At 39.5% G+C, this 21,915-nt stretch carries 19 protein-coding genes; 12 read left to right on the top strand and 7 right to left on the bottom strand.

The genetic code is table 11. The annotated features are described in order from the left end of the window. Positions 1-5: 5 nt before the first annotated feature. Positions 6-254 (bottom strand): hypothetical protein, encoded by a 249-nt coding sequence (locus tag RIB15_RS01730; RefSeq protein WP_350200418.1) that lies wholly within the window; start codon positions 252-254, stop codon positions 6-8. Positions 255-343: 89 nt separating this feature from the next. On the opposite strand from RIB15_RS01730, the gene RIB15_RS01735 reads away from it, so the two are divergent. From RIB15_RS01735 to mazG, 4 genes are all read left to right on the top strand, one after another. Continuing rightward, positions 344-943: a Maf family protein gene (locus RIB15_RS01735; protein ID WP_350200419.1), complete on the top strand. Its 600-nt coding sequence runs from the start codon at positions 344-346 to the stop codon at positions 941-943. Next, positions 940-2,844: a tetratricopeptide repeat protein gene (locus RIB15_RS01740; RefSeq protein ID WP_350200420.1), complete on the top strand. Its 1,905-nt coding sequence runs from the start codon at positions 940-942 to the stop codon at positions 2,842-2,844. Before RIB15_RS01735 ends, RIB15_RS01740 begins: the two co-directional genes overlap by 4 nt. Before the next feature lies 1 nt (position 2,845). Then, a complete protein-coding gene (locus tag RIB15_RS01745; protein ID WP_350200421.1) occupies positions 2,846-4,114 on the top strand; it encodes an asparagine synthetase B in 1,269 nt (422 codons plus the stop codon). 84 nt (positions 4,115-4,198) lie between these two features. Then, positions 4,199-4,963 carry a nucleoside triphosphate pyrophosphohydrolase gene (gene mazG / locus RIB15_RS01750; protein WP_350200422.1) on the top strand — a complete coding sequence of 255 codons (765 nt, stop codon included), beginning with the start codon at positions 4,199-4,201 and terminating at the stop codon, positions 4,961-4,963. On the opposite strand, the gene RIB15_RS01755 is transcribed toward mazG, so the two are convergent. After that, positions 4,960-5,472 carry a DUF2306 domain-containing protein gene (locus tag RIB15_RS01755; protein WP_350200423.1) on the bottom strand — a complete coding sequence of 171 codons (513 nt, stop codon included), beginning with the start codon at positions 5,470-5,472 and terminating at the stop codon, positions 4,960-4,962. The two genes, mazG and RIB15_RS01755, sit on opposite strands and share 4 nt — an antisense overlap. Before the next feature lie 297 nt (positions 5,473-5,769). On the opposite strand from RIB15_RS01755, the gene RIB15_RS01760 reads away from it, so the two are divergent. Next, a complete protein-coding gene (locus tag RIB15_RS01760) occupies positions 5,770-6,939 on the top strand; it encodes a citrate/2-methylcitrate synthase (RefSeq protein ID WP_350200424.1) in 1,170 nt (389 codons plus the stop codon). A 177-nt stretch (positions 6,940-7,116) separates the two neighbouring features. On the opposite strand, the gene leuS is transcribed toward RIB15_RS01760, so the two are convergent. Beyond that, complete coding sequence (leuS, locus tag RIB15_RS01765) at positions 7,117-9,648, bottom strand: leucine--tRNA ligase (protein ID WP_350200425.1); 2,532 nt, start codon at positions 9,646-9,648, stop codon at positions 7,117-7,119. A gap of 197 nt (positions 9,649-9,845) precedes the next feature. Further along, a complete protein-coding gene (locus RIB15_RS01770) occupies positions 9,846-10,160 on the bottom strand; it encodes a GxxExxY protein (RefSeq protein ID WP_502881329.1) in 315 nt (104 codons plus the stop codon). 305 nt (positions 10,161-10,465) lie between these two features. Here RIB15_RS01770 and RIB15_RS01775 point away from each other — a divergent pair, with 305 nt between their 5' ends. The 7 genes from RIB15_RS01775 to RIB15_RS01805 all read left to right on the top strand — a co-directional run bounded on the left by RIB15_RS01775 (position 10,466) and on the right by RIB15_RS01805 (position 18,981). After that, positions 10,466-12,187, top strand: a complete 1,722-nt coding sequence (locus tag RIB15_RS01775) for a DUF885 family protein (protein ID WP_350200426.1) — start codon at positions 10,466-10,468, stop codon at positions 12,185-12,187. A 90-nt stretch (positions 12,188-12,277) separates the two neighbouring features. Then, positions 12,278-13,282, top strand: a complete 1,005-nt coding sequence (locus tag RIB15_RS01780; RefSeq protein ID WP_350200427.1) for a PEGA domain-containing protein — start codon at positions 12,278-12,280, stop codon at positions 13,280-13,282. 4 nt (positions 13,283-13,286) lie between these two features. Further along, positions 13,287-14,009 carry a hypothetical protein gene (locus RIB15_RS01785; RefSeq protein ID WP_350200428.1) on the top strand — a complete coding sequence of 241 codons (723 nt, stop codon included), beginning with the start codon at positions 13,287-13,289 and terminating at the stop codon, positions 14,007-14,009. Between the two features lie 4 nt (positions 14,010-14,013). Continuing rightward, on the top strand, positions 14,014-14,991 hold the full coding sequence (locus RIB15_RS01790) for a DUF5683 domain-containing protein (protein WP_350200429.1): 978 nt from the start codon (positions 14,014-14,016) through the stop codon (positions 14,989-14,991). Between the two features lie 2 nt (positions 14,992-14,993). Continuing rightward, on the top strand, positions 14,994-17,174 hold the full coding sequence (locus tag RIB15_RS01795) for a hypothetical protein (RefSeq protein WP_350200430.1): 2,181 nt from the start codon (positions 14,994-14,996) through the stop codon (positions 17,172-17,174). Positions 17,175-17,357: 183 nt separating this feature from the next. Continuing rightward, entirely contained in the window at positions 17,358-18,299 is a 942-nt protein-coding gene (locus tag RIB15_RS01800) for a hypothetical protein (protein WP_350200431.1), read from the top strand. A 10-nt stretch (positions 18,300-18,309) separates the two neighbouring features. Then, entirely contained in the window at positions 18,310-18,981 is a 672-nt protein-coding gene (locus RIB15_RS01805) for a hypothetical protein (protein ID WP_350200432.1), read from the top strand. 9 nt (positions 18,982-18,990) lie between these two features. On the opposite strand, the gene RIB15_RS01810 is transcribed toward RIB15_RS01805, so the two are convergent. Genes RIB15_RS01810 through RIB15_RS01820 form a run of 3 tightly spaced genes read right to left on the bottom strand, consistent with a single transcriptional unit; the run spans position 18,991 to position 21,847 of the window. Then, a complete protein-coding gene (locus RIB15_RS01810; protein WP_350200433.1) occupies positions 18,991-20,046 on the bottom strand; it encodes an acyl-CoA reductase in 1,056 nt (351 codons plus the stop codon). Next, positions 20,043-21,038, bottom strand: a complete 996-nt coding sequence (locus tag RIB15_RS01815) for a LuxE/PaaK family acyltransferase (RefSeq protein WP_350200434.1) — start codon at positions 21,036-21,038, stop codon at positions 20,043-20,045. Before RIB15_RS01815 ends, RIB15_RS01810 begins: the two co-directional genes overlap by 4 nt. Continuing rightward, positions 21,035-21,847, bottom strand: coding sequence for an NHL repeat-containing protein (locus tag RIB15_RS01820; protein WP_350200435.1), 813 nt, complete (start codon positions 21,845-21,847; stop codon positions 21,035-21,037). The genes RIB15_RS01815 and RIB15_RS01820 overlap by 4 nt, the downstream gene beginning before the upstream one ends. Between the last annotated feature and the right edge of the window lie 68 nt (positions 21,848-21,915).

Raw genomic sequence — 21,915 nt, forward strand, 5'->3', positions numbered from 1 at the left:
TTTAATTAGCTGGATGCTGCTTCAGGCTCTTCATCACGATCATGTTTCATGATGGCAAAAATCACTAAAATGTAGCCCGCCATGATCACAATTGGAGAAATGAATAGCGAAATAAAACCGTCAACCTCATTTTCCATATACATGGCCGTAAAACCAGCTACAATCAGGAAAATAGCAATCCCGATAAGTTTGTAGTTATATGCGGAAAAAAACATCGGTTGATTATCCGCTTGTTTACGTCCTCGTTTTGCCATGTTCTTTTAGTTAACTTAGTTGAAATTTATGATCGAACGGTTGGCTAAGTTATTTAATTATCTGCTAAACCCAAAAGTACAAATACGGTATGATGCGAATTGTTTTGGCTTCTCAGAGCCCGCGAAGAAAGAAACTTCTACAACAAATAGGTCTCGCTTTTGAGATTTGCCCAAGCAATGCTGAGGAAATCAGTTCCCACACTGATCCTGAATTGCTGGTCGAAGACCTTGCCGCTTTAAAAGCCGAAGATGTAGCTTCCAAATTCAGTGAAAGTTTAATTATTGGTTCTGATACCATCGTGGTGCATAATGGGGAAGTACTGGGCAAACCCAAAAATGAAACTGAAGCAGCTGCTTTCTTACAACAACTGAGTGGAACCGATCACTTTGTGTATACTGGAGTCGCTTTTGTTAAAACTGATAAAAATGGCACGATTCAAGCTAAACATACCTTTAATGAACAAACAAAAGTAACCTTCAGTACGTTAGGTGAACACGAAATTAAAGCATATATAAAAAGTGGTAATCCATTAGATAAAGCAGGAGCTTATGGAATACAGGATGATTTAGGTGCCTTGTTTGTAGAAAAAATCGTTGGCGACTACTATAATGTAGTTGGTTTTCCGCTGAACCGTTTTTACCGGGAAATGCAGTCCTTCATTCCAGAATTTGATATCATGACTTCATGAAGAAATTATTCAGAACTATTTTCTCTTTTTTTATTGTCGGGTTTTTGGCCTGTCCGGTCTTTGCTCAAAACAACAGCGATTTTCAGCTTGCTACCCGCCTTATGCAGCAACAGCAATATGCTGATGCCCTCCCTTTGCTTCAGGAATTGAACGAGGAGAATCCAGAAACTTATGTATATGCTGACCGGCTTATCGATTGCCTCATCCAGTTGAAGCAATATGATCGTGGTTTAGAGATAGCCAAAAAATATGAAGGAGAGCCCGAATTCGATGGACAGGTTCAGGTACGGATTGGAGAACTCTATCATTTCAAAGAAGAAATTGAAACCGCATTGGATATTTGGAATGCCAATCTTGAAACTCATTCCCGGCAATTGCAGCTCTATATAACCACAGCCAGAACCATGGTTAGTCGGCGTGAGTATATGGAAGCCGTAGATGTTTATAAACAAGCCCGTACCGTATTCCAAAATGACCGGTTGTTCTTTGGTGATATTGCCAACGCCTACATGAGAGCCGGTGAATACGAACTGGCTATTGAAGAATGGCTTAACTTATTGGAAGCTTCACCCAACCAAATTTCATTTATTCAGCGAAGCTTACTGAGATATAATGATCCCATTCTCTACGACATTACCATAATTGAACTGAATGATCGACTGGACAACATTTCCATTTCTTCGCCAAATTATCAAACTTTTTACCAGCTCCAGATCTGGTTGCTCCAGGAAAATAAACTCTACCGGCGGGCACTTGCAGCTGCCAAAGAATATGAAAGCCGATCTGACTCATATAATTATTCCCTATTCAATCTCGGCCGGCAGCTTACTGATAACAACGAATTTGAGTTGGCTCGAGAGGCATTCACCTTCTACACCGATAATGCCTACGGCGAAATAAAATGGAGAGGCATGGAAGAACTTGCCGATACCTACTCCAAATGGGCTAAATACATTGATGATTACAATCTCGACTTCAGCAACAAACGAGATAGCCTGTACAAATTAGCCACAACCATGCTGGATTCTATTGAAATAGAAACGAATAGTTACAGCGGTATGGGTAATGTGCAGCTAAAAAGAGCTGAACTGGCGCTTGATCATGTTTTCGATCTTGATAAAGCACAGGCAGCCCTCAGAAAACTAAAAAATCTTCCAGCCATGCGCGACTCTCCCGAAATCCCCTATTTAGAGGGTAGAATCCATCTTGCCAAAAAAGAATTTACCGAAGCGCGTATCAGCTTTACCCGGGCCAATAAACAAGCCGAGATTGGTGAACTCGCTGAAAAGACCCGATATTTTCTGGCTCTCACCGATTTTTATTCCGGAGATTATGAGTTTGCCGGTATTCAGTTAAAATCACTTGGGCGACAAAATACATCTTATTATGCCAATGACGCTCTGGAACTCCGTTTATGGCTGCAACAGGGAACAGCATCAGATACCACCGGTGAAAATTTATCCCGATTCGCAGATGCTGTTTTTAAAGAAAACAATGGTGCTTCAGAAGAAAGTGCCCAGGCATTTCTTAGTATGATTGATGATGAAGGCTTTACTGCTCTAAAAGATGACGCTCTGCTTTTCTTTGTGGAATCTCCCCATATCAAAAAAGAAATTAAATATAATGAGCTCAGTGTTTACCTGGCTTCAAATGCAGCAACCCCCATTAAGGAGAAACTATTATGGGAACAGGCTAAGCTGGCAGAACAAACAAATATCGAGTTGGTAAAAAATGCCTGTGGATCTGCTGAAGATTGCTTTTTCAATCTTGATTCGACAAATTCATTACAAGAAATTTCGCCGAAAGATATTTACGAAAAGCTTATTCTGGAATATCCACAAGGCTTTTATGCACCTTATGCAAGAGAACGATTAACTGCTTTAACCAATCAAAATTCCTGATATGATCAAGAGATTTTTATCGCTACTAATTTTTGCGCTTGCACCACTATTTATGATCAGTGCTCAACAGCATGTTATTATTTCAATGGATGCTTCACAGACTAATCATTTGAAAGCATATGGTGTAGTATTTAATCATATCACTGATGGCTACACTGCTCAGTGGTTACTGAACTATAGAGGCGGCAGTTTTCTGGCCAAGGTTGAAAATGATATCGTCAGAAAAAGCAGGCTTCGAAATGTATCACTCGAAACCATCAGTGCTTCCGAAGCCCAGCGTATTATTGCCGAAGTGGAAAGCAACAGTAGTAATACCGCGGTTGTAAATCTCGAAAAAGCCCCAAAAATAGCGGTTTATACTCCTGATCAGGCTCTCCCCTGGGATGATGCGGTTACGCTTGCTCTTACCTACGCCGAAGTAGAATATGATAAAATCTGGGATGTGGAAGTATTGGAAGGAAAGCTTGATGAATACGACTGGCTTCACCTGCATCATGAAGACTTCACCGGTCAGTATGGAAAATTCTGGGCCAGTTACCGAAATATGCCCTGGTATATTGCTCAGGTCAAACAAATGGAAGCCATGGCCAGTGAACTGGGCTACTCTTCGGTGAGTGAGCAGAAAAAAGAAGTCGCCCGCACTATCAAACGCTATGTAGGTAATGGTGGGTTTCTGTTTGCGATGTGCTCAGGTACCGATACCTTCGATATTGCCCTCGCTGCAGAAGGCGTGGATATCGCCCCCGAGCAATTTGATGGCGATCCGGCAGATCCAAATGCCCAGGAAAAGCTGGATTTCAACAAAACACTGGCCTTTGAGAATTTCGAAATAGTATTGAATCCGAGCGAATATGAGCATGCCGATATTGACGTCCCGGTAAGTATTAACCGGGTTGACCAATCGCTGGATTTCTTCACCCTGTTTGAGTTTTCGGCTAAATGGGATCCGGTTCCTACCATGCTAACCCAGAATCACGTTAGCAGTGTACGAGGTTTTTACGGACAAACCACTGCTTTCCAGAAAGACAAAGTGAAATCTTCTTCCGTTATTCTTGGAGAATCTCCGGGAAGGGAACAGGTCAAATATATTCACGGAAACTATGGCCGTGGAACCTTCACCTTTTACGCCGGACATGATCCTGAAGACTACACACATCGAGTAAATGATCCTCCAACAGATTTAGCCCTTCACCCAAACAGTCCGGGCTATCGGCTCATCCTGAATAACATCCTCTTCCCCGCCGCTAAAAAGAAGAAGAAAAAAACTTAAGTGAATTAAAGATTCAAAATTAAAAATGAAAGATTGGTACCTTCCATTTTTAATCTTGAATTTTGAATTTTTCATTACATAAACATGAAGCCAAGCCGGAAGTTTGAGGACCTTGTAGAGCTAGTAGCTATTCTCAGGAGAGAATGTCCGTGGGATCGAAAACAAACCCATGAATCTATTAAGGATAACCTGATCGAAGAAGCCTACGAGGCAATTGAAGCTCTTGATAATCACGACTATGATGAGTTTAAAAAAGAGCTCGGTGACCTGCTGCTTCATGTAGTTTTTCATTCCCGCATGGCAACTGAAACAAAAACTTTTGACATGGGAGACGTCATTCACACATTGATGGAAAAGCTTATCCGGCGACATCCACATGTTTTTGGTGATACTGAAGTTGATGGTGAAGGACAGGTTTCAGAGAACTGGGAAAACATCAAACTCAAAGAAGGAAAGAAATCTACATTAGATGGACTACCTGCCCATCTTCCTGCTTTAATCAGGGCACAGCGCATGCAGGAGAAAGCAGCGAATGTAGGATTCGACTGGCCGGAGTGGAAACTAGCCTGGGAAAAACTGGATGAAGAGTTACAAGAATTCAGGCAAGCGCTGGAGGGAAATGATCCGGATGAACTTTCCAATGAATTTGGGGATGTTTTATTTTCTCTGGTAAATGTTAGCCGGTATTTTGAACTTAATGCTGAAGACAGTCTCCGAAAAACAAACTCTAAGTTTGAAAAACGGTTTCGCTACATCGAGAAAAAGCTAAAGGAACAGGATAAAGCACTTAAAGATGCCACACTGGAAGAAATGGATGTCTTCTGGAATGAGGCAAAGAAGCAGCGTTAGTCTACCGCCGTCCATTTCTTATTCCCAAACTTTTCAATAAAGTAATTTTTCTTCTTTTTAATCAGGTAAGCTCCAACTGCAACGGTGACCCCAGTTGCACTTCCAACCAGCATCCAAAAGCCACCCCAGTCTGCAAAGCTAAAAAATCGGGTAAAGGTTTCCGACCAAAATGCCGCATACAATCCAACTACCGACCAGTTCATAAACTCATAATGATATTCCAGCCAGCTACCTTCAGGTTTCTTTAAAAAAGCTGGAACAAATCCGCCGATTACACTGCCCAAACTTATCAAAGCAAACACATGAAAAGGGCCAAAAAAACCAAAAAGCTTGTAAATCAACAAAGCAGATACATTCAGTCCAACCATTGATAGGCAATAAGCATATCCTAACTTTTTATGTATCGATCCTCCTTTCTTTGTGAAAATGATGACCGCGCCTAAGATCATGGAAAGAATGGCGAAGCTGAAATGTATAAACCCGATCAGGTCAAATTGATATGAATCCATTATGAAGCTTTAGTTCAACATGAAAGTACGCTTCAATGGATTGCTTGTTACGTTTTATCCTGTTTTCCAATTCTTTAAGGCTTTCTTCACATTTTCTTCAAGTTCGATTGCTTTATTGGAATAGTTTAAAACATTTTGACTTAAAATTGTGCGGTCGTTTTACTATATTCGATGCTCTTCTCAAATGAGAATCGGATTTTTTTACCAACATAAACGCTTGTTTATTTAAAAATGTTAACAGCGTAAAGTTGGCTCTTACCGAGCATATTATTCTTTTAACACAAATTGGAGTACTAAATGTCAGAAGGCATTCACACAGGCTTTGACGAGCAACAATATCCTTATATAAATAAAGGACTTGAAGGCATTGTAGCTTTTTCTACAACCAAAAGTTTTATTGACGGACAAAAAGGCGAACTCATTTATTCCGGGTATTTGATTGATACCCTTGCAGAAAATGCAACCTTTGAAGAAGTTTGCTTTTTACTTTGGAACGATCGACTGCCAAATTCAGAAGAACTGGAAAGCTTAAAGAAGCTCTTGATTGAGCATCGTTCACTTCCACAGCCTGTGCTCGATTATATCAAAACAACTGATAAGACTGCTGAGCCAATGTCGGTGTTAAGAACAGCAGTTTCCATGCTTGCTGATTTTGATGATACCCACGGCAAATTTGATGAGTCATTGTTTGAAGGTCAGGCTATAGACATCACTGCAAAAATTCCAACAATTATTGCAGCCTTTGACCGTGCCCGTAAAGACAAAGATATCGTAGAGCCTCTTGAAGAAGGCAGTACAGCATTCAACTTTCTTTATATGTTGAATGGAGAGAAACCAGGTGCACAGGCAGAAAAAACTATGGACCTCTGTCTGATTCTACATGCTGAGCACGGCATGAATGCCTCTACTTTTACGGCCAGAACCATTTGTGCTACTCAGTCTGATATGTATTCAGCTGTTACCGGTGCTATTGGCGCTCTGAAAGGCCCTCTTCATGGTGGAGCAAACACAGCGGTTATGAATACGCTGTTAGAGCTCGACAAAGATCCCGATACAGCAGATGCAGTAGAATTCACCAAAAAGAAATTAGCTAACAAAGAGAAGATTTCTGGCTTTGGTCACCGTGTGTACAAAACTTTTGACCCTCGTGCCCGACTCCTTCAGCACATGTCTGAAGATCTTTCGGAAGAAACCGGACATCAGCAATTATATCAATGGTCAATGGATATGCTGAATACCATGAAAAGTGAGAAGAATATCGACCCCAACGTAGACTTCTTCTCGGCTACGGTTTATTATTCTATTGGAATTCAGCCCGACCTTTATACTTGTATTTTTACCATGAGCCGTATTTCTGGCTGGACCGGACACTTTATGGAGCAGGCCGCAAACAATCGCCTGATTCGTCCACGTGCTCTTTATGTTGGTGAAAAGGGCCTGGATTGGGTACCAGTAGAAGAGCGGTAACAATTGCATTTTTATGAAATCATAGAATTTCGTAAACAAAGAAAAGAAATTGGCTCCGATGCTTTGCGTCGGAGCCTTTTTTATGGAAGTAATAGTTACTTAATTAGTCGTCATACTGAACTTGATTCATCATCTGAAAAGGTTTAGTAATAGCCTAAAACAACTCAGAGAGCTGGTTTACTTCACAACCAGATTCACAATCTTCCCGGGCACAAATATTTCCTTCACCAAATTACCATCCGCTAAGTATTTGGCTACGTTTTCTTCTTCTTTTGCCAAGCCAAGCACGTAGTCTTTATCTTTCGCTTTATCGGCATCTACTTCGATATCAGCCCGGACTTTCCCATTTACCTGAACCGGATAGGTAATAGAATCGGCCTTCAGGTATTCTTCATTGAATTGTGGCCAGTCTTCATATGCAAGAGTATTTTCATGTCCTAACATTTTCCATAGCTCTTCTGTGATATGAGGAGCAAAAGGATTCAGAATCTGAATGAATTCTTCAGCCACAGACAATGGAATTTCATCCCAGCCATTGGCTTCATTCACAAAAATCATGAGCGCTGAAATAGCCGTATTGAACCTCAGGCTTTCGATATCTTCACTGACTTTTTTGATAGCTTCATGCAGCGGCTTCAAATGCTTTTTCTCTGCCTGAATATCTCTAACCTTTTCTGATATTTCTCCAGAATCTTCATCCACCAGCAAGCGCCAAACACGATTCAGGAATCGGTTCACCCCTTCCACGCCTTTCGTACTCCAGGGTTTTACCTGCTCCAGAGGTCCCATAAACATTTCATACAATCGAAGAGAATCGGCGCCGTACTGGGCAATGATATTATCCGGGTTGATCACATTGCCACGGCTTTTCGACATTTTATGGGCACGGGCTTCTACTTTGGTATCGGTACCTCTTAGAACAAAGCCCTCTCCCTTCTTCTCCACTTTGTCTTCGGCGATCTTTTTACCATCCGGACCGGTGAATTCCATCTCACCTAAAATCATCCCTTGATTTACCAGTTTCTGAAATGGCTCCTTGGTTGAAACCACTCCAATATCGTACAGCACTTTATGCCAGAAACGGGCATACAACAAGTGCAGGACCGCATGTTCAGCTCCACCCACATACAGGTCAACAGGCATCCAGTACTTTTCGTAATCAGGATCTACCGGACCACCATCAAAATCAGGACTAATGTATCGCAGGTAATACCAGCAAGAACCAGCCCACTGAGGCATTGTGTTGGTTTCGCGAATTGCTGTTTTTCCGGTCTCAGGATCAGTGGTTTCCACCCAGTTTTTTGCATTGGCCAGTGGTGGCTCTCCATCACCTGTTGGCTGGTATTTATCAACCTCAGGAAGCTCTATGGGTAATTCAGATTCCGGAAGTGGTTTGGGTTTACCATCCACATGAATAATCGGAAAGGGTTCACCCCAATAACGCTGACGTGAGAACAACCAGTCGCGCAGTTTATAATTCACCGACTTTGTTCCAGCCCCTTTATCCTCCAGCCAGGTAATAATCTTTTTCTTGGCTTCCTTGATGTTCAATCCATTCAGGAAATCACTATTGATAGCCGCGCCCTCACCCGTATAAGCTTTCCCTTCAAATCCTTCTTCAGGCTGAACCGTTCGTACAATTTCCAGATCAAATTTTTCTGCAAATTCCCAGTCCCGCTCGTCCTGCCCGGGAACCGCCATAATAGCACCGGTGCCGTAACTGTCCAGCACATAGTCGGCAATCCAGATGGGAATTTCTTTTCCATTGGCAGGATTGATGGCGTAAGCACCGGTAAAAGCTCCTGTTTTTTCCTTGTTCAGTTCCTGACGCTCCAGGTCTGATTTCTTGGCTGCTTTTTCTTTGTACTCAGCAATCGATTCTTGTTGTTCCTCAGTGGTAATTTTATCAACCAAATGGTGCTCGGGTGCCATTACCATATAAGTAGCTCCGAAAATCGTATCCGGGCGTGTTGTAAAAACTTTCAGCTTGTCTTCATACCCGGAAATCTCAAAGTCAATTTCAGCACCCACCGACTTCCCGATCCAGTTTCGCTGCATTTCTTTCAGAGACTCCGGCCAGTCCAGTTCTTCGAGATCCTGTAATAACTCTTCTGCGTATTCTGTGATCTTGAGTACCCATTGACGCATTGGCTTACGGATAACCGGAAATCCTCCAACTTCACTTTTTCCGTCAATCACTTCTTCGTTTGCCAGTACCGTTCCCAATTCCGGGCACCAGTTTACAGCAACTTCATCTTCATACGCCAACCCTTTTTCATAGAGCTTCAGGAAAATCCACTGCGTCCACTTATAATAATCCGGATCAGTTGTATTCACTTCCCGATCCCAATCATAGCTAAAACCAATTGCTTGCAGCTGTTCGCGAAATTTATTCACGTTTTTCTCTGTGGTAATCCGTGGATGAGTACCCGTCTTTACCGCATACTGCTCGGCCGGCAATCCAAATGCATCCCAGCCAATTGGATGAAGTACGTTAAAGCCTTTCATCCTTTTATAACGGGCAATGATATCAGTGGCTGTATATCCTTCCGGGTGCCCCACGTGCAGCCCCGCCCCACTCGGATAAGGGAACATATCCAGTACATAATACTTGGGGTTGGATTTATCGGTGGGCGTTTCAAAGGTTTTATTTTCGAGCCAGTACTTTTGCCATTTGGACTCGATGTCGGCCGGATTGTAAGAGTGCATTTATGCTTTTTTGGATTTCAAAATTCTCAGAGCCCTAAAGATAAGACAATCCTGTTTAACCTTTGAAATGGATTTTGGGGTAAATTAGCAGTTATCAACTTTAATCAAGGCCATCTCTAAATCCCATTAATCCGGGTTCAAAATATGACATGGTATATACTCTGAGTGTTTGAACCATGATTAGCAAGATTAACTGATTACCTCGATTTTTTGGGATGCCTTGGGTTTCCTTTATGACCCTCATCCTTGAACTTATTATTATAAATTCTTTTGAATTCCAGGCTTCGGGCACCAAAATTTATCAGCAGACCAACTTCTAAATTATATGCTTCAAGGTAATTCATAGCCTGTGATAAATGGACATCCTGTAATTCAATAACAGCTTTAAGCTCGACAGAAATCACATTGTTAATCAAAAAATCTACTCTTCGGCTCCCGATAATAATATCCCTGTAGAACATTTCGACTTCTCTGGCAAATTCTATTTTTTGCAGGTCCATTTCATATGTCATAGCACGCTGATATAAAAACTTCCTGAAAACCATTGCCTAGTTCAGAATGAACCTTCATGGCTCATCCAATTATTTGATGAGTTATTTCTCCATATTTCATGAATCTCCCACTCTTTTAACCACGCAACTTATTCAAGGCCATCCTAAAATCCAATAAATCAAGGTTCAAAAATCTACCGGTATAGACCCACGATTTTAAAGATTTGTCGATTACCCTGATTCTTCATTCTTAACAATTTACCCATAGCAGTTCTGCCAGTTTTTTCTTTTTATAGCTTTCATATTCTTCAACAAAGCGGGCATCTATGCAAAAATCACTGCTGACCTTTTTAACCATTCTCTTGTTTTTTTCTTTTCAATATGAAATAGAAGCTCAACCTTCTTCCTCTCCTATTGAAGATGCTATAATTGTTTATCAGGAAGACCACGGGGCATTATCCAGGAAGTATTCTGTGGAGTCTTCCGAACAATATTTCATCCGCTTTGAGGAATTCTACACCCAATGGTTGGGCTATCTTGATGATACAGACTTTCAGGGATTAACCCATTCCCAGCAAGTGGACTACCTGCTTTTCAAGAATGATGTGGAACGGTCTTTATATTTCCTGCAGGCCGATTTTAAGCGTTTTAATGACGTTTCAGAACGCATCCCTTCAAGAACAGAAATGATGGACTTTATCACCCAGCGCAGATCTGGTACTTCCATGGAAGGTAAAACAGTCGCTGCACGGTTCAATGAATGGAATTACAAAACTCAGAAGCTTCTCAAAGATCTCGAGCAAACACCTAAACTATCCAAGCAGAATGCAGGATTTGTAGCCGGGGTTATCAAAGAAAGACGGGAAGCTATAACCGAAGCTTATGAGTTTTATTACGGTTATGATCCCGATTTTAGCTGGTGGGTGGAAGAGCCTTTTAAAGCTCTCACTTCCTCTCTCGAAGAATATGGGCAAGCGATTGCTGAACACTACAATCAAAATCCGAAAGACGATGATGGTTCCGGGATCATTGGCAACCCCATTGGCGAAGATGAAATTAACCGCCGTTTAGGCTTTGAGATGATCTCCTACACTCCTCAGGAGCTTATTGATATTGCCAACGAGCAGTATGCGTGGACCTACAACGAAATGCTTAAAGCCTCCCGGGAACTCGGTTATGGCGATAACTGGAAAGCGGCTTTGGAATACGTAAAGACAACTCATGTACCGGCCGGTGAGCAGCCACCGTTAGTTAAAGACTTAGCCGAAGAAGCTATCACCTTTCTGGAAGACCGGGACCTGGTCTCCATTCCGCCTTTAGCCAAAGAAACCTGGCGCATGGTTATGCTGAGTCCTGAGTGGCAAAAAATAGCCCCTTTCTTTTTAGGAGGAGAAACCGTCCGGATTGCCTATCCCACCAACACCATGACTCAAGAAGAAAAGATGATGAGCATGCGGGGGAATAATCCACACTTTTCCAAGGCAGTAGTCCATCATGAACTTATTCCCGGTCATCACCTGCAGCAGTTTATGAACCGGCGATATGAAACTCATCGCCAGATGTTCAGAACTCCTTTTTGGACCGAAGGCTGGGCATTGTATTGGGAATTTGTGCTATGGGAAAAAGACTTCCCAAACAACCCCGAAGATAAAATCGGGATGCTCTACTGGAGAATGCACCGTGCCGCCCGAATTGTCTTTTCGTTGAATTACCACCTTGGAAACTGGTCGCCCCAGGAATGTATTGATTACCTGGTGGATAAAGTGGGCCACGAATACGCCAATGCCGAAGCCGAAGTCCGCCGTTCTTTTGAAGGCAACTATGGTCCGTTATACCAAATCGCATATATGGTTGGCGCCATGCAGTTTTATTCGCTGCGACTGGAACAGGTGGAATCCGGCCAAATGACGGAAAAGGAATTCCATGATGCGATCCTCCAAAACGGGAGCATTCCGGTTGCTATGGTGAAAGCGTTGCTCACCAATCAGGAATTAAGCAAAGACTTTACATCCAACTGGAAGTTCGGAGATTACATTGAGGGGATGTGAGTGCTTAAACCGAAGTAATTAAAATTTCAGTTTTTAGTTTGACCTGAATTTGCTATTCTAACTGAAATTTCAAGAATTACTTCGTCGAGAATGAACAGCAGCTGTCAGGTTCATAGGTCTTTTTTAGTGCTCATTTTTATGTTTTTGCTTTGCTCAGAAAACTTAAGAGCGCAACAACCAATTTCTCTTTCTGCATGGGTCAAAGTAGTTGCAGATCTAGATGAGTATTATGTAGTTATAGATAAAGATTTTGAAAATGCTCATTTAGTAAACCGGGGTGATAGTTTACAAGTTGAACCAGGTGTTCGGCATATAACTGTTGTTTGGAAAACGATCCATGATCAATCATTTACCACCCGTGCCAAGACTGGTAAAACTAACGAAATACGGGTCTATCATACCTTTCCGTCTTACCCAAGAAGTTCCCACGAAACTATTGCCAGACAAACAAATTTATTCATAGCCACAGATGAAAATTCCGACGTTTACATTAATGGTGAATACTCTGGTAAACACCTGGTTAAAACCTTACTCAACCCAGGAACACATCAGCTACGCATAGAGCATCCTGATTTTGGTGTATTGGAAAAAAGAGTAGAAGTAAACAGTCAAAATATTACGAAAGTAGCTAGATTTAACGAAAATCCATCCACCCTTCCGTTTGCCATGAAATTGTTACCCGGAGCTGAATATATCGCTTCAAGAAGGTATAAACGAGCCACTATTACCTACCTGGGTTTAGGTTTATTGACAGCTAATCTGATAAGACAGGATATGGCCTACTCAAAAAAACTAAGCAAGTACAACGAACTGGAAGTATTATATCAAAATGCTCAAACAAGCGAGGAAGCAATAATTCACAGAAGAAATGCCCTCTCAGCAAAGAATAAACTAGATCAGATAAGTAATAATTTCAATCTAACTTTACTGATTAGCGGAGGGCTTTATTTAATTTCAACTTTAGATGCTTTTCGAAAACCAAAAAGCGGATATAGGCACCCATCCAATTTTTTTGGTGCAGATATGACACTTACAACAAGTTCTGTGGCTTCAAAGACTTCCGCCTTGCTATCACTAAAAATCGAACTTGATTAGTTCTATGCCAAAAATTTCATCTTCATATCTAACTATCATCCTATTAAGCTGTTTGCTCTTCTTTAATTTTGGCTGTAAAAATAGTCCCACTTTTAATCATGATAATGAAAGAGATCCTTTGAGCTCAAGTTTTGAAGTACCTGAGCTAAATAGTTTTACTATTGATCCAAATTATGTAAATGATAATCGTCTTAATGGTTTCAATCTAGGCTGGTCTATGCAGGAAAATGTCTATTTTGATGGTTTTACCTTACAACTTTACGATCCAGAATCTCAAGAATTTATTGATTATCAAACTTTTCCACCTTCTTCAAATTCTTTTTATGATACAAACAGAAGTCTCCCTTTAGACATTGTTTATCGCATAAAGTCATTTATCAAAATTGGAAAGGATTCTTATCTATTTTCTGGTCCCTCAGAAGTATCCTATAAACAAAATGTCACTGAGATAGAAGCTTATTTTATTAATATTCGTGCCATCGAAGTAGTCTGGAATCATGATATCCAGAGTAGTATGCGACTAAAAATTGAGCGACAGATAAATGATGGCGAGTTTACACTTATTAGAGAACCAAGATCTGGTGTATACAGAAGAAGCTTTATCGATCAACTTGATCCAAACTTAGAGGATAAAATACGATATCGGGCATATGCCAGAACAAATTTTTCCGAAACTGATACAGTGTACTCGGATACTATTAGTTTAATAAACTATACAATGAATTAGGTTTATGACAAAATATCTATTTCTATTTCTTACTTTATTTTCAACCACTTTATATGCCCAGAATAAAACGGGCTTTATAAAATTCGAATTCAATACTGATTCGGCCTACGTAATACCTGGAAACGATTTATTTGAAGCTGTTAAACTTGCTTCCGGAGACTCTCTCAAATTTACTGAAGGTACCCGACTGCTATCTTTTCAGACCTATTTCGATAAAAGTAAAACTCAATTCATAAAGGTAATCGGGGACTCCACTGTTATTTATTCTCATACCTTTGAAAAAAATGGTTTAAGTATCGCTGCACTTTCTGATAATATAGCCGCACGGGATTATTACAATGCAAATGCCATGATTCTTACCGATGAAGACTCTGAAATTTTTTTTGAGGGTAATTATGTCGGAACCGGATTCGCAAAGTTTAATACTTTTGGAAATATTGGAAAGCTGACCATCAAAAACCCTGATTTTGGTATTTCAGAAAGTCGATTAAATATCCCTGAACAAAAATTGATTTTTATCACCGACAAACTGAGGCCGAGTAAATCTGCCGCAAGATTCTTTTCTGTTTTTCCGGGAGCCAGCCAATTTTATAAAAGGCAGCATGTTAAGGCTCTTCTATTAGGGGCTTCTGCTGTAACAATATTCGCTGCCGCTGCACTAAAGTCTGCGAATTATAAAGAAGAACTGAGCTTATTTAAAGAATATCAGAATAATTATGAAAATGCAGAAACTGAGCAAATAGCTCTCCGTTTCGGTGATCTAGCTGAAAGTCAGCAATCTAAAGTCAAGAAGTTAGATAATCAGCGCCGCGGGTTATTATTAGCTGGTATTCTTATTTATGGATATAATATCTACGATGCTTTTACAAGCAAACCTGCTGGCGGATACCTGAAGAAAAAAAGAGATTTTCAGTTTTATTTGTCGGAGCTGCCAATTTCCGGGAATATTGGAGCAGCCGGAACTTTAAAGTATAATTTTTGAACATGAAGAGATTACTGCCCATACTTCTGTTTTCTATTTCCGCTGGTTTACTTTTATCAACTTGCAGCACCGGGCCTGATTTTGAAAGGGATAATAAAAATGATCCTGAGTCAAATGAATTCCTACCTGATACACCTTCAGGTGCCAACTTCAGTTTTAGCGTCGATACGATAATAACTATTTCATGGGAAGATCAAACCCAGTTCGAAACTGGCTATAGAATTCACAAGAAAATTGGAGAAGTGTATAATAAACTGTTAACAACATTATCTCCTAATGCTGAACAGTTTGCTGACAGTACAAAAGAATTTGGTTTTCCAACAACCTATTTAGTTACAGCAGAAAAGAATAGTTCAACTTCTGACTCTTTAACAATTGAAATAGACTTTGGAAATATAGAAGACTTGAATTCTTCTTTAAAGATTCGAACAAATAATCAGTCTGAAATCAACTTAGAATGGATCGATAACATTTATTTTGAAGATGGTTTTTTCCTTATGAAAGTTTTAAATCAAGGTAGTGCTGAAAAAACTCTTAAAGTACTTGATGCAAATCTCGAAAAAACTTCAATTCCTCTTCCAAACGATAGCTTTATTCATGAATTTAAAATTGTACCATTTAAGATTTTCAAAAATGATACAACAATACTTGCTCTTGAAAACTCCACGACTTTTTCTTTAGCACCAAAAAACCTCGATATGAAACTAATATCTGAGGATTCCCTACTATTCACATGGGATTTTGATGCAGATTTTCATGATGAATTTTTATTAGAACTTGAAACTGAAGTTGAGACTAAAGAATTTAAAGTAAATAAAAACAAGACTGAACTGAAAATAAATCTGGATGTTAACCGTGACTTTGAGTACAAAGCAAATCTATCAGCTTCAATAGGAAATTTAAATAGTCCTAAGGTCTCTACTTCCAGAAGATTTGAATTACCATCTATTCGAATTGATAGTATTGGACATGTCTCTGAATCTGAAATACTCATACGCACTAGTAATCCATCAAGCACACACCTAGTTAAGCATGTTTACAGAAGCACTGGTTTGTCAAATAATTTTTCTAAAGTAGGTGAAATTCCCAAAGGCGAAAATGAATTTTATGATACCAACCTCAACAAAAATAATATCTATACTTATTACATATCTACGAAACTATCCGATGAGTCATCTCAAATTTCAGTTAGCAATAGAAAAGGACTCAGGGTCCTCAAGTCATTTACATTAGAAAAACAGGTTAAATTTTTATCTCAAAATAGAATTAATAAAAAAAATCTTTCTCACTCTTTTTTAGCATCAGATTTTAACTCAAGAGAGCTTTTACAAATAGACTATTTGACCAATGAACAAGTACCAGTATTTGACTATGACTTTTATGCTATAGAGTTTGCACTACACTCCGATCAAAATATAATTGCAACGCTGAGAGGTACTGAAACAGAAATAGGTTTGCACCTTTTCAACAATAATAAAAGCATATTAATCGATTCGGTAAGTTCAGGAAGTTCTACCATCCGCAACATAGATTTTGTGGACGATAGAATATTCTATTTAATCAGAAGAGAAAATTATCATTGGAGGTTAATGGCATCTTCTTTAAATGGAGTTCAAAAAGATACCTTACTAGTGTTTACTTCAGAAAATGAAGATCCATCATTTGTTGTTAGTCGCGATAAGAGTGAGCTTTATTTAATTAAAAACACAAGTTATAATGAATTCCAACTTTCAAATTATAGTGTTTCTGAATCTAGATCAAGGTTACAAGAAACTACTACCATCAATACATATCCGATTGATTTCTCACCTACTTTGGATTCATTAATCATATCCAGGGCCCAATACAACGTAACTGTTATTGATGTAAACACTAATAAATCATTGTTTTCTGAAGAATTTTCATTTTATAATAGTAATAGCCTGGGTCAATCTTTTTTCTTTGGGGATGGATTACTTTATGTCCCGGATCAGGCGAGTGCTTATATTATTGATTCACGAAATACATCAGATCCGATACTTCAAACCATAGGGTTTAAATGTTGTAGTATATCTTTTGCAGGTGCTTTTTGGAACTACAAAACTCAGCATCTTATAGATATGCGAAGGTCACATACTTCCGGCATTCCAGATTTTTATACGGTTTACAAATTGGAATCTTTCTGGAGAATATTAGAGGAATAAACTTTGTGGTTTATCAGTTTTTCTGAACGTTGCTGAGATTAATTTTCCAACATTTTTATCAAGAAATTCAATTTATAAACCGAATTTACTATTCTAACTGAAACTTCAAGAATTACTTCGTCGCAAATGAACAGTCGTTTTTATGTTCAGATAACTTTTTTCTCTATTCTTCTTTTTTTGTGTTTGCCCCTCTCGTCCGTTTTTGCACAGACACAAGGTGGAAGCGGCAGTATTTATTTTTCATTTAATGTAGATACCGCTTTTGTCCAATTTGGGATAAATAAAACTACCATACAAAAAGTAGCTAATAATGATACTCTCGTAGTAAAAAACGGATTTTATCACCTTCACCTGTCTTACCCAACCAATGAAGATGTATACCTCACATTAAATGTGTTGAAAGATTCTTTATACGAGGTTTCTCATGAGTTTGACCTGAATAAAAATAGTATCGACTTGAACAGTAAGAATGCTTCAATCCGATACTTAATCGGTGGAGACCTTGTTGCTTTGAGTGATTCTAATACTAAAATCAAACTTGAAGATTCAACAATAGGCGAAGAATTTGCTATAATCGATTTAGAAAAAAATTCTGCACAAAAGCTTTCTTTTCAGAACCCAGAATATTTTTCCAAGCACTTTCAGGTTTCCCAAGACGAATCCGTCATATTTAAAGAACATTACTTCCATTCTGAAAACCAGTCCGTCACCTTTCTTGAATTCATTCCAAGTATCTCTCAGTTCAAAAGAAAAGAATATGTCAAAACAGGTCTTATACTTGGTTCACTGATTGCTTCCACTTCTTTTTTCTTAAAGTTTCAAAATAAATTCAGTGATAAAAAAGCAGAGTATTTATCTATTCGCAAGCAGTACCTTAATGCTGATACCGAAAGCCAGGCACTGTTATTGGGGGATCTAATGACTGAAAAAGCTGAAAAACTAAAACCTCATAACTTGAGGCGTAATTTATCTCTGTTAGGAGTTTTAGCTGTTCTGGGATTTGATGTTTATGATAAAATAAGATACAAGCAGAAAGTTAGCCCTCCGGATCAGAAAAAATTTGAACTGCTACTCGAACCTAATTTTGAGCAGTACATCTCAATCGGTGCTACTTTGAAACTTTGAAAGGCTCTAAATGAAACATTCAACTTTCTTACTTATCATATTATTCCTTAATGGCTGCATTATAGGTTCAGAATATGAACGTACAAATTCTCTCGATCCTGATTCACCCAAATTTAAGGCTGATTTTTCTGACCCAGAAGCCATTTTAAAATTAGATGACCGCGCCTTTCAAATTCAGTGGATAAGCAGGTCTAGCTTTGATGATGGGCACCTTATTGAAAAAAAGTTGAACAATAAATTTTTCACGCTGGACACTTTATTATCAGAAAGCTTCTATATGGATTCGTCAGGTGAGTACACAACTGATATGGAGTACAAAATCTCATCTTTTAGGTTTGATGAGAAAGGGAATATCAAAAACAAGTTTTCAAAAAAGATTAAAAAAATAAATTTCGGGAATGTTAGAAGTCTCACCGCTTTTAGAAATAATGACTCATTATCAATTCAATGGTTTAGGAATAGCTTTTTGGACGACCTCACAATTTTAGAGTTCAGAAGTGATAATGATGAAAATTGGAATGAACTTTATTCTGAAAATCAGCAAAGAGACACCTTCAGAAGAATAACTTTTGACCTTCCGCTTGATCAAAGCTACGAATTCCGAATCAGGCTTTTCATGGATAACTATAAGCATGAACAAGAAGAATTCTACAGCGATACCATTTACTACGACAACATGTAAATTTTACTATTATTTGATTAGTCCATTAACCAAATCCATCCCATCCGGTTTCCACCACAGATTAGGTCGTTGGGCATTGGCAAGCTTCTCTGTCTCGATCCCCTTAATCTCTCCACCAACAGTGTAAACCGATTGCACCTTCTTCCCGAACAGAGCTTTTAACTCCCTGACTTTTTCCTCTCCTCCATTTACCCAGTTCACCGTAAAATCAGTATCCGGGAGTTCATCTGTTTCCTGGATTAAAAAATCTCCCAGCCAAATCTGATTTCTCTGAATAGCTTTGTTGTAGGCATATTGATATTCCAAAACTGGGGCCGGTTGCTGATATTGAGGGTTTTCTTTCCAGAATTCATGAATACCATCCATCAACTCTTCTTTGACCTGATTCAAGGTAAATTCAGCAACTACTACCGCTACTGATCGGCATCCTTTCCCGCCATATCTTAACGTGGCTTCAACCAAATCTCTTTTTACTTCTTCATTCCAGTCATTGAGGTAAGCAATGGAGAACTTGGCGGTGCGGATGATGTACTTCGCCTCTTCTCCTGAAGCATTCAGCTTCAGCACTTTTTCTTCTACTTCAGGAACCGATTCTTCTGACCCTGCAAAAACAACTTTATCTGCCTGCAGATTCTGGAAGTCATTCAATTCTGTGGAATATTGTACTTCCTGACCAAAACCTGCTTTTTTCATGATATCCAGAAAGGATTTCAGTAAGTAAGGATCTTTACGCGAGAGCTTGCCATGATAATCAGCGCCGGAAAGCAGGGTTCCCAAAGCAGTTTGAAATCCCACCAAGGGCAAATTTCCTGCATGAAGGCAGAGCACTTTTGTACCTTTGGCATTTTTCTGATCGTTCAACCCTGAACGCTCGGCCCATTCTTCAATTTCATTATTTCTGATGCTCTCTCTTAAAACTGAGAGCTGAAACTCAATGTCTTGTTTACTGAAGAGTCCTTCATCCACCGTTTTCCTAACTGCTTCCTGTAAAGATGTATTTACTGGATCCAGCCATTCCCCGGTCACTTTTCTGATTTGATCGATATGTTTATCAATCCAGCTCAATCCTGATCGATTAAAAAGTTGCAGCCCCGCAGGTTTTCAGGGTTCCATCTCCCCAGCACCTTGAATTTCCCATCTTCCCGCTGAATGCCTTTATCTCCTGTCAAAATAAAAGAACACGAATACAAGTTTGTCAGATCTGTTATCCCAATCAATCCTTCTTCCCCATATTCAACTTCTCCCAGCGGGTTTTGGGGATTTCGGATACCCACTTTCATCCAGGGAACACATTCAAACCATTCTGCTTCTTTGCTGTATGCCTGACTTAACAGCTCTGCCATCCCGTATTCGGAGTGAACTTGCGACTTCGGCAAACCAAACCCAGTTGCTAATCTTTCATGCAATTCAGCTTTCGTTATTTCCCGCCGGTGGGTTTTCATCCCTCCTGTTTCAAGGATTACGGAGTCTTCAGGTAACTGAATGTTCTGCTTCTCCAACATATCAAGCAAACCAAACGCGGCTCCGAACAGCATCAATTTCTTACCGGACTTTCGGACCTTGTCCAACTTATTTTCATCCAAAGGCTGATCTAGTTCCAGAAACCGGCTCATTCCTGAATTCTCCTGTTCAATAAGCGCATTCAGCATCCAGATTAATGAAGAATTCGGATTTTCAATATAGCCCGGTGCGTATGCCCAGATCACATACTTATCCAGATCATAGAAATAATTCATTCCCCTAAGGATTGATTGCCGGTATAACTCAGGATCAGAAACAACATGCCTGCTTCGACTCATTCCAGACGTGCCGCTGCTATAAAATTCTAAATTTTGAATTTTGAATTTTGAATTTCCAACTGCAGTGAGCACTTCGGTGTCTTTAAAAGCCTGTATGGGCATCAATGGGATTTCAGAAAGGGAATTTACTTCACCGATTTCTAAAGCATCGCAAAAGCGTTGATAAACCGGATTACTCGTTCGTTGAAATTCAAAAACCTGCAGAGCTTTTTCCCGGAAAGGAATATCAGCATCAAAGATCTGATGAGGAGTAATCATTGCTCAAGGCCTGAAACTTTAAACAGTACTTCGGCAGTCAGTATAAAAGCTATGCCTTCTAAAACCTGGACATCAACGACGTTAACTTCAGAAGTTAATTGTATCGTCTTCTTTTGCTTAGAACGGTTTTCAAATTCAATACGATTTGAAAAAGATTTCCATAAACCCTGCTCAGTAGTAAATAAAGCCCTTACCCCATCAGCTGCATAAAAACCCTGGTAACTACCGTTCAGTGCTAACCGATGTATAGTGGCCGACTTCTTATCCAGGATCAAAATTTCTCTGGAGGTTACACCCATTTCATTCACAGATTCAATTTCCGAAGAAATTCTAAATTCATCCAAGAGATTGGAATCCAGGTCAAAACGACGGATATAGTTCTCTGCTTCATCCACGAAAAAGACTTCACCCAAACCATTCACGGCTATTTGTGTTGGGTTATATGGACGATTGTCACCAAAGGTATCACTGGCAGAAATGCTGCTCAGATATTGTCCTCTTTTATCAAAAACCTGCACCCGACGATTATTGTAATCTGTAACAAATATTTTGAGTCCGTTCGTGGCGTCTACATCAACCGGCTTACTGAACTGGTAATTTCCACTCCCTTTTCCACCGATGGTTTCTAATAGCTTTCCTGAGTGATCCAGCTTTAACAAACGATTATTCCCTTGCTCTACCACATATATTGAATTCTGGGTTACATAAAGAGAAGTAGCATTATCTAACCCGGAATAGATTTTTTGAAGAGGTTGGGCTTTTAAGGATGGAAAACTAAAAAAGAGCAGCAGGAATATTAAACAAATCAAAGACCGTGAAGAGATTTTTACCCTCCTCTTAATCCCTTCACAAGAAGGGAAACTGAATGTTAAATAGT

This window comes from Gracilimonas sp., assembly GCF_040218225.1.
Lineage (GTDB): Bacteria > Bacteroidota > Rhodothermia > Balneolales > Balneolaceae > Gracilimonas.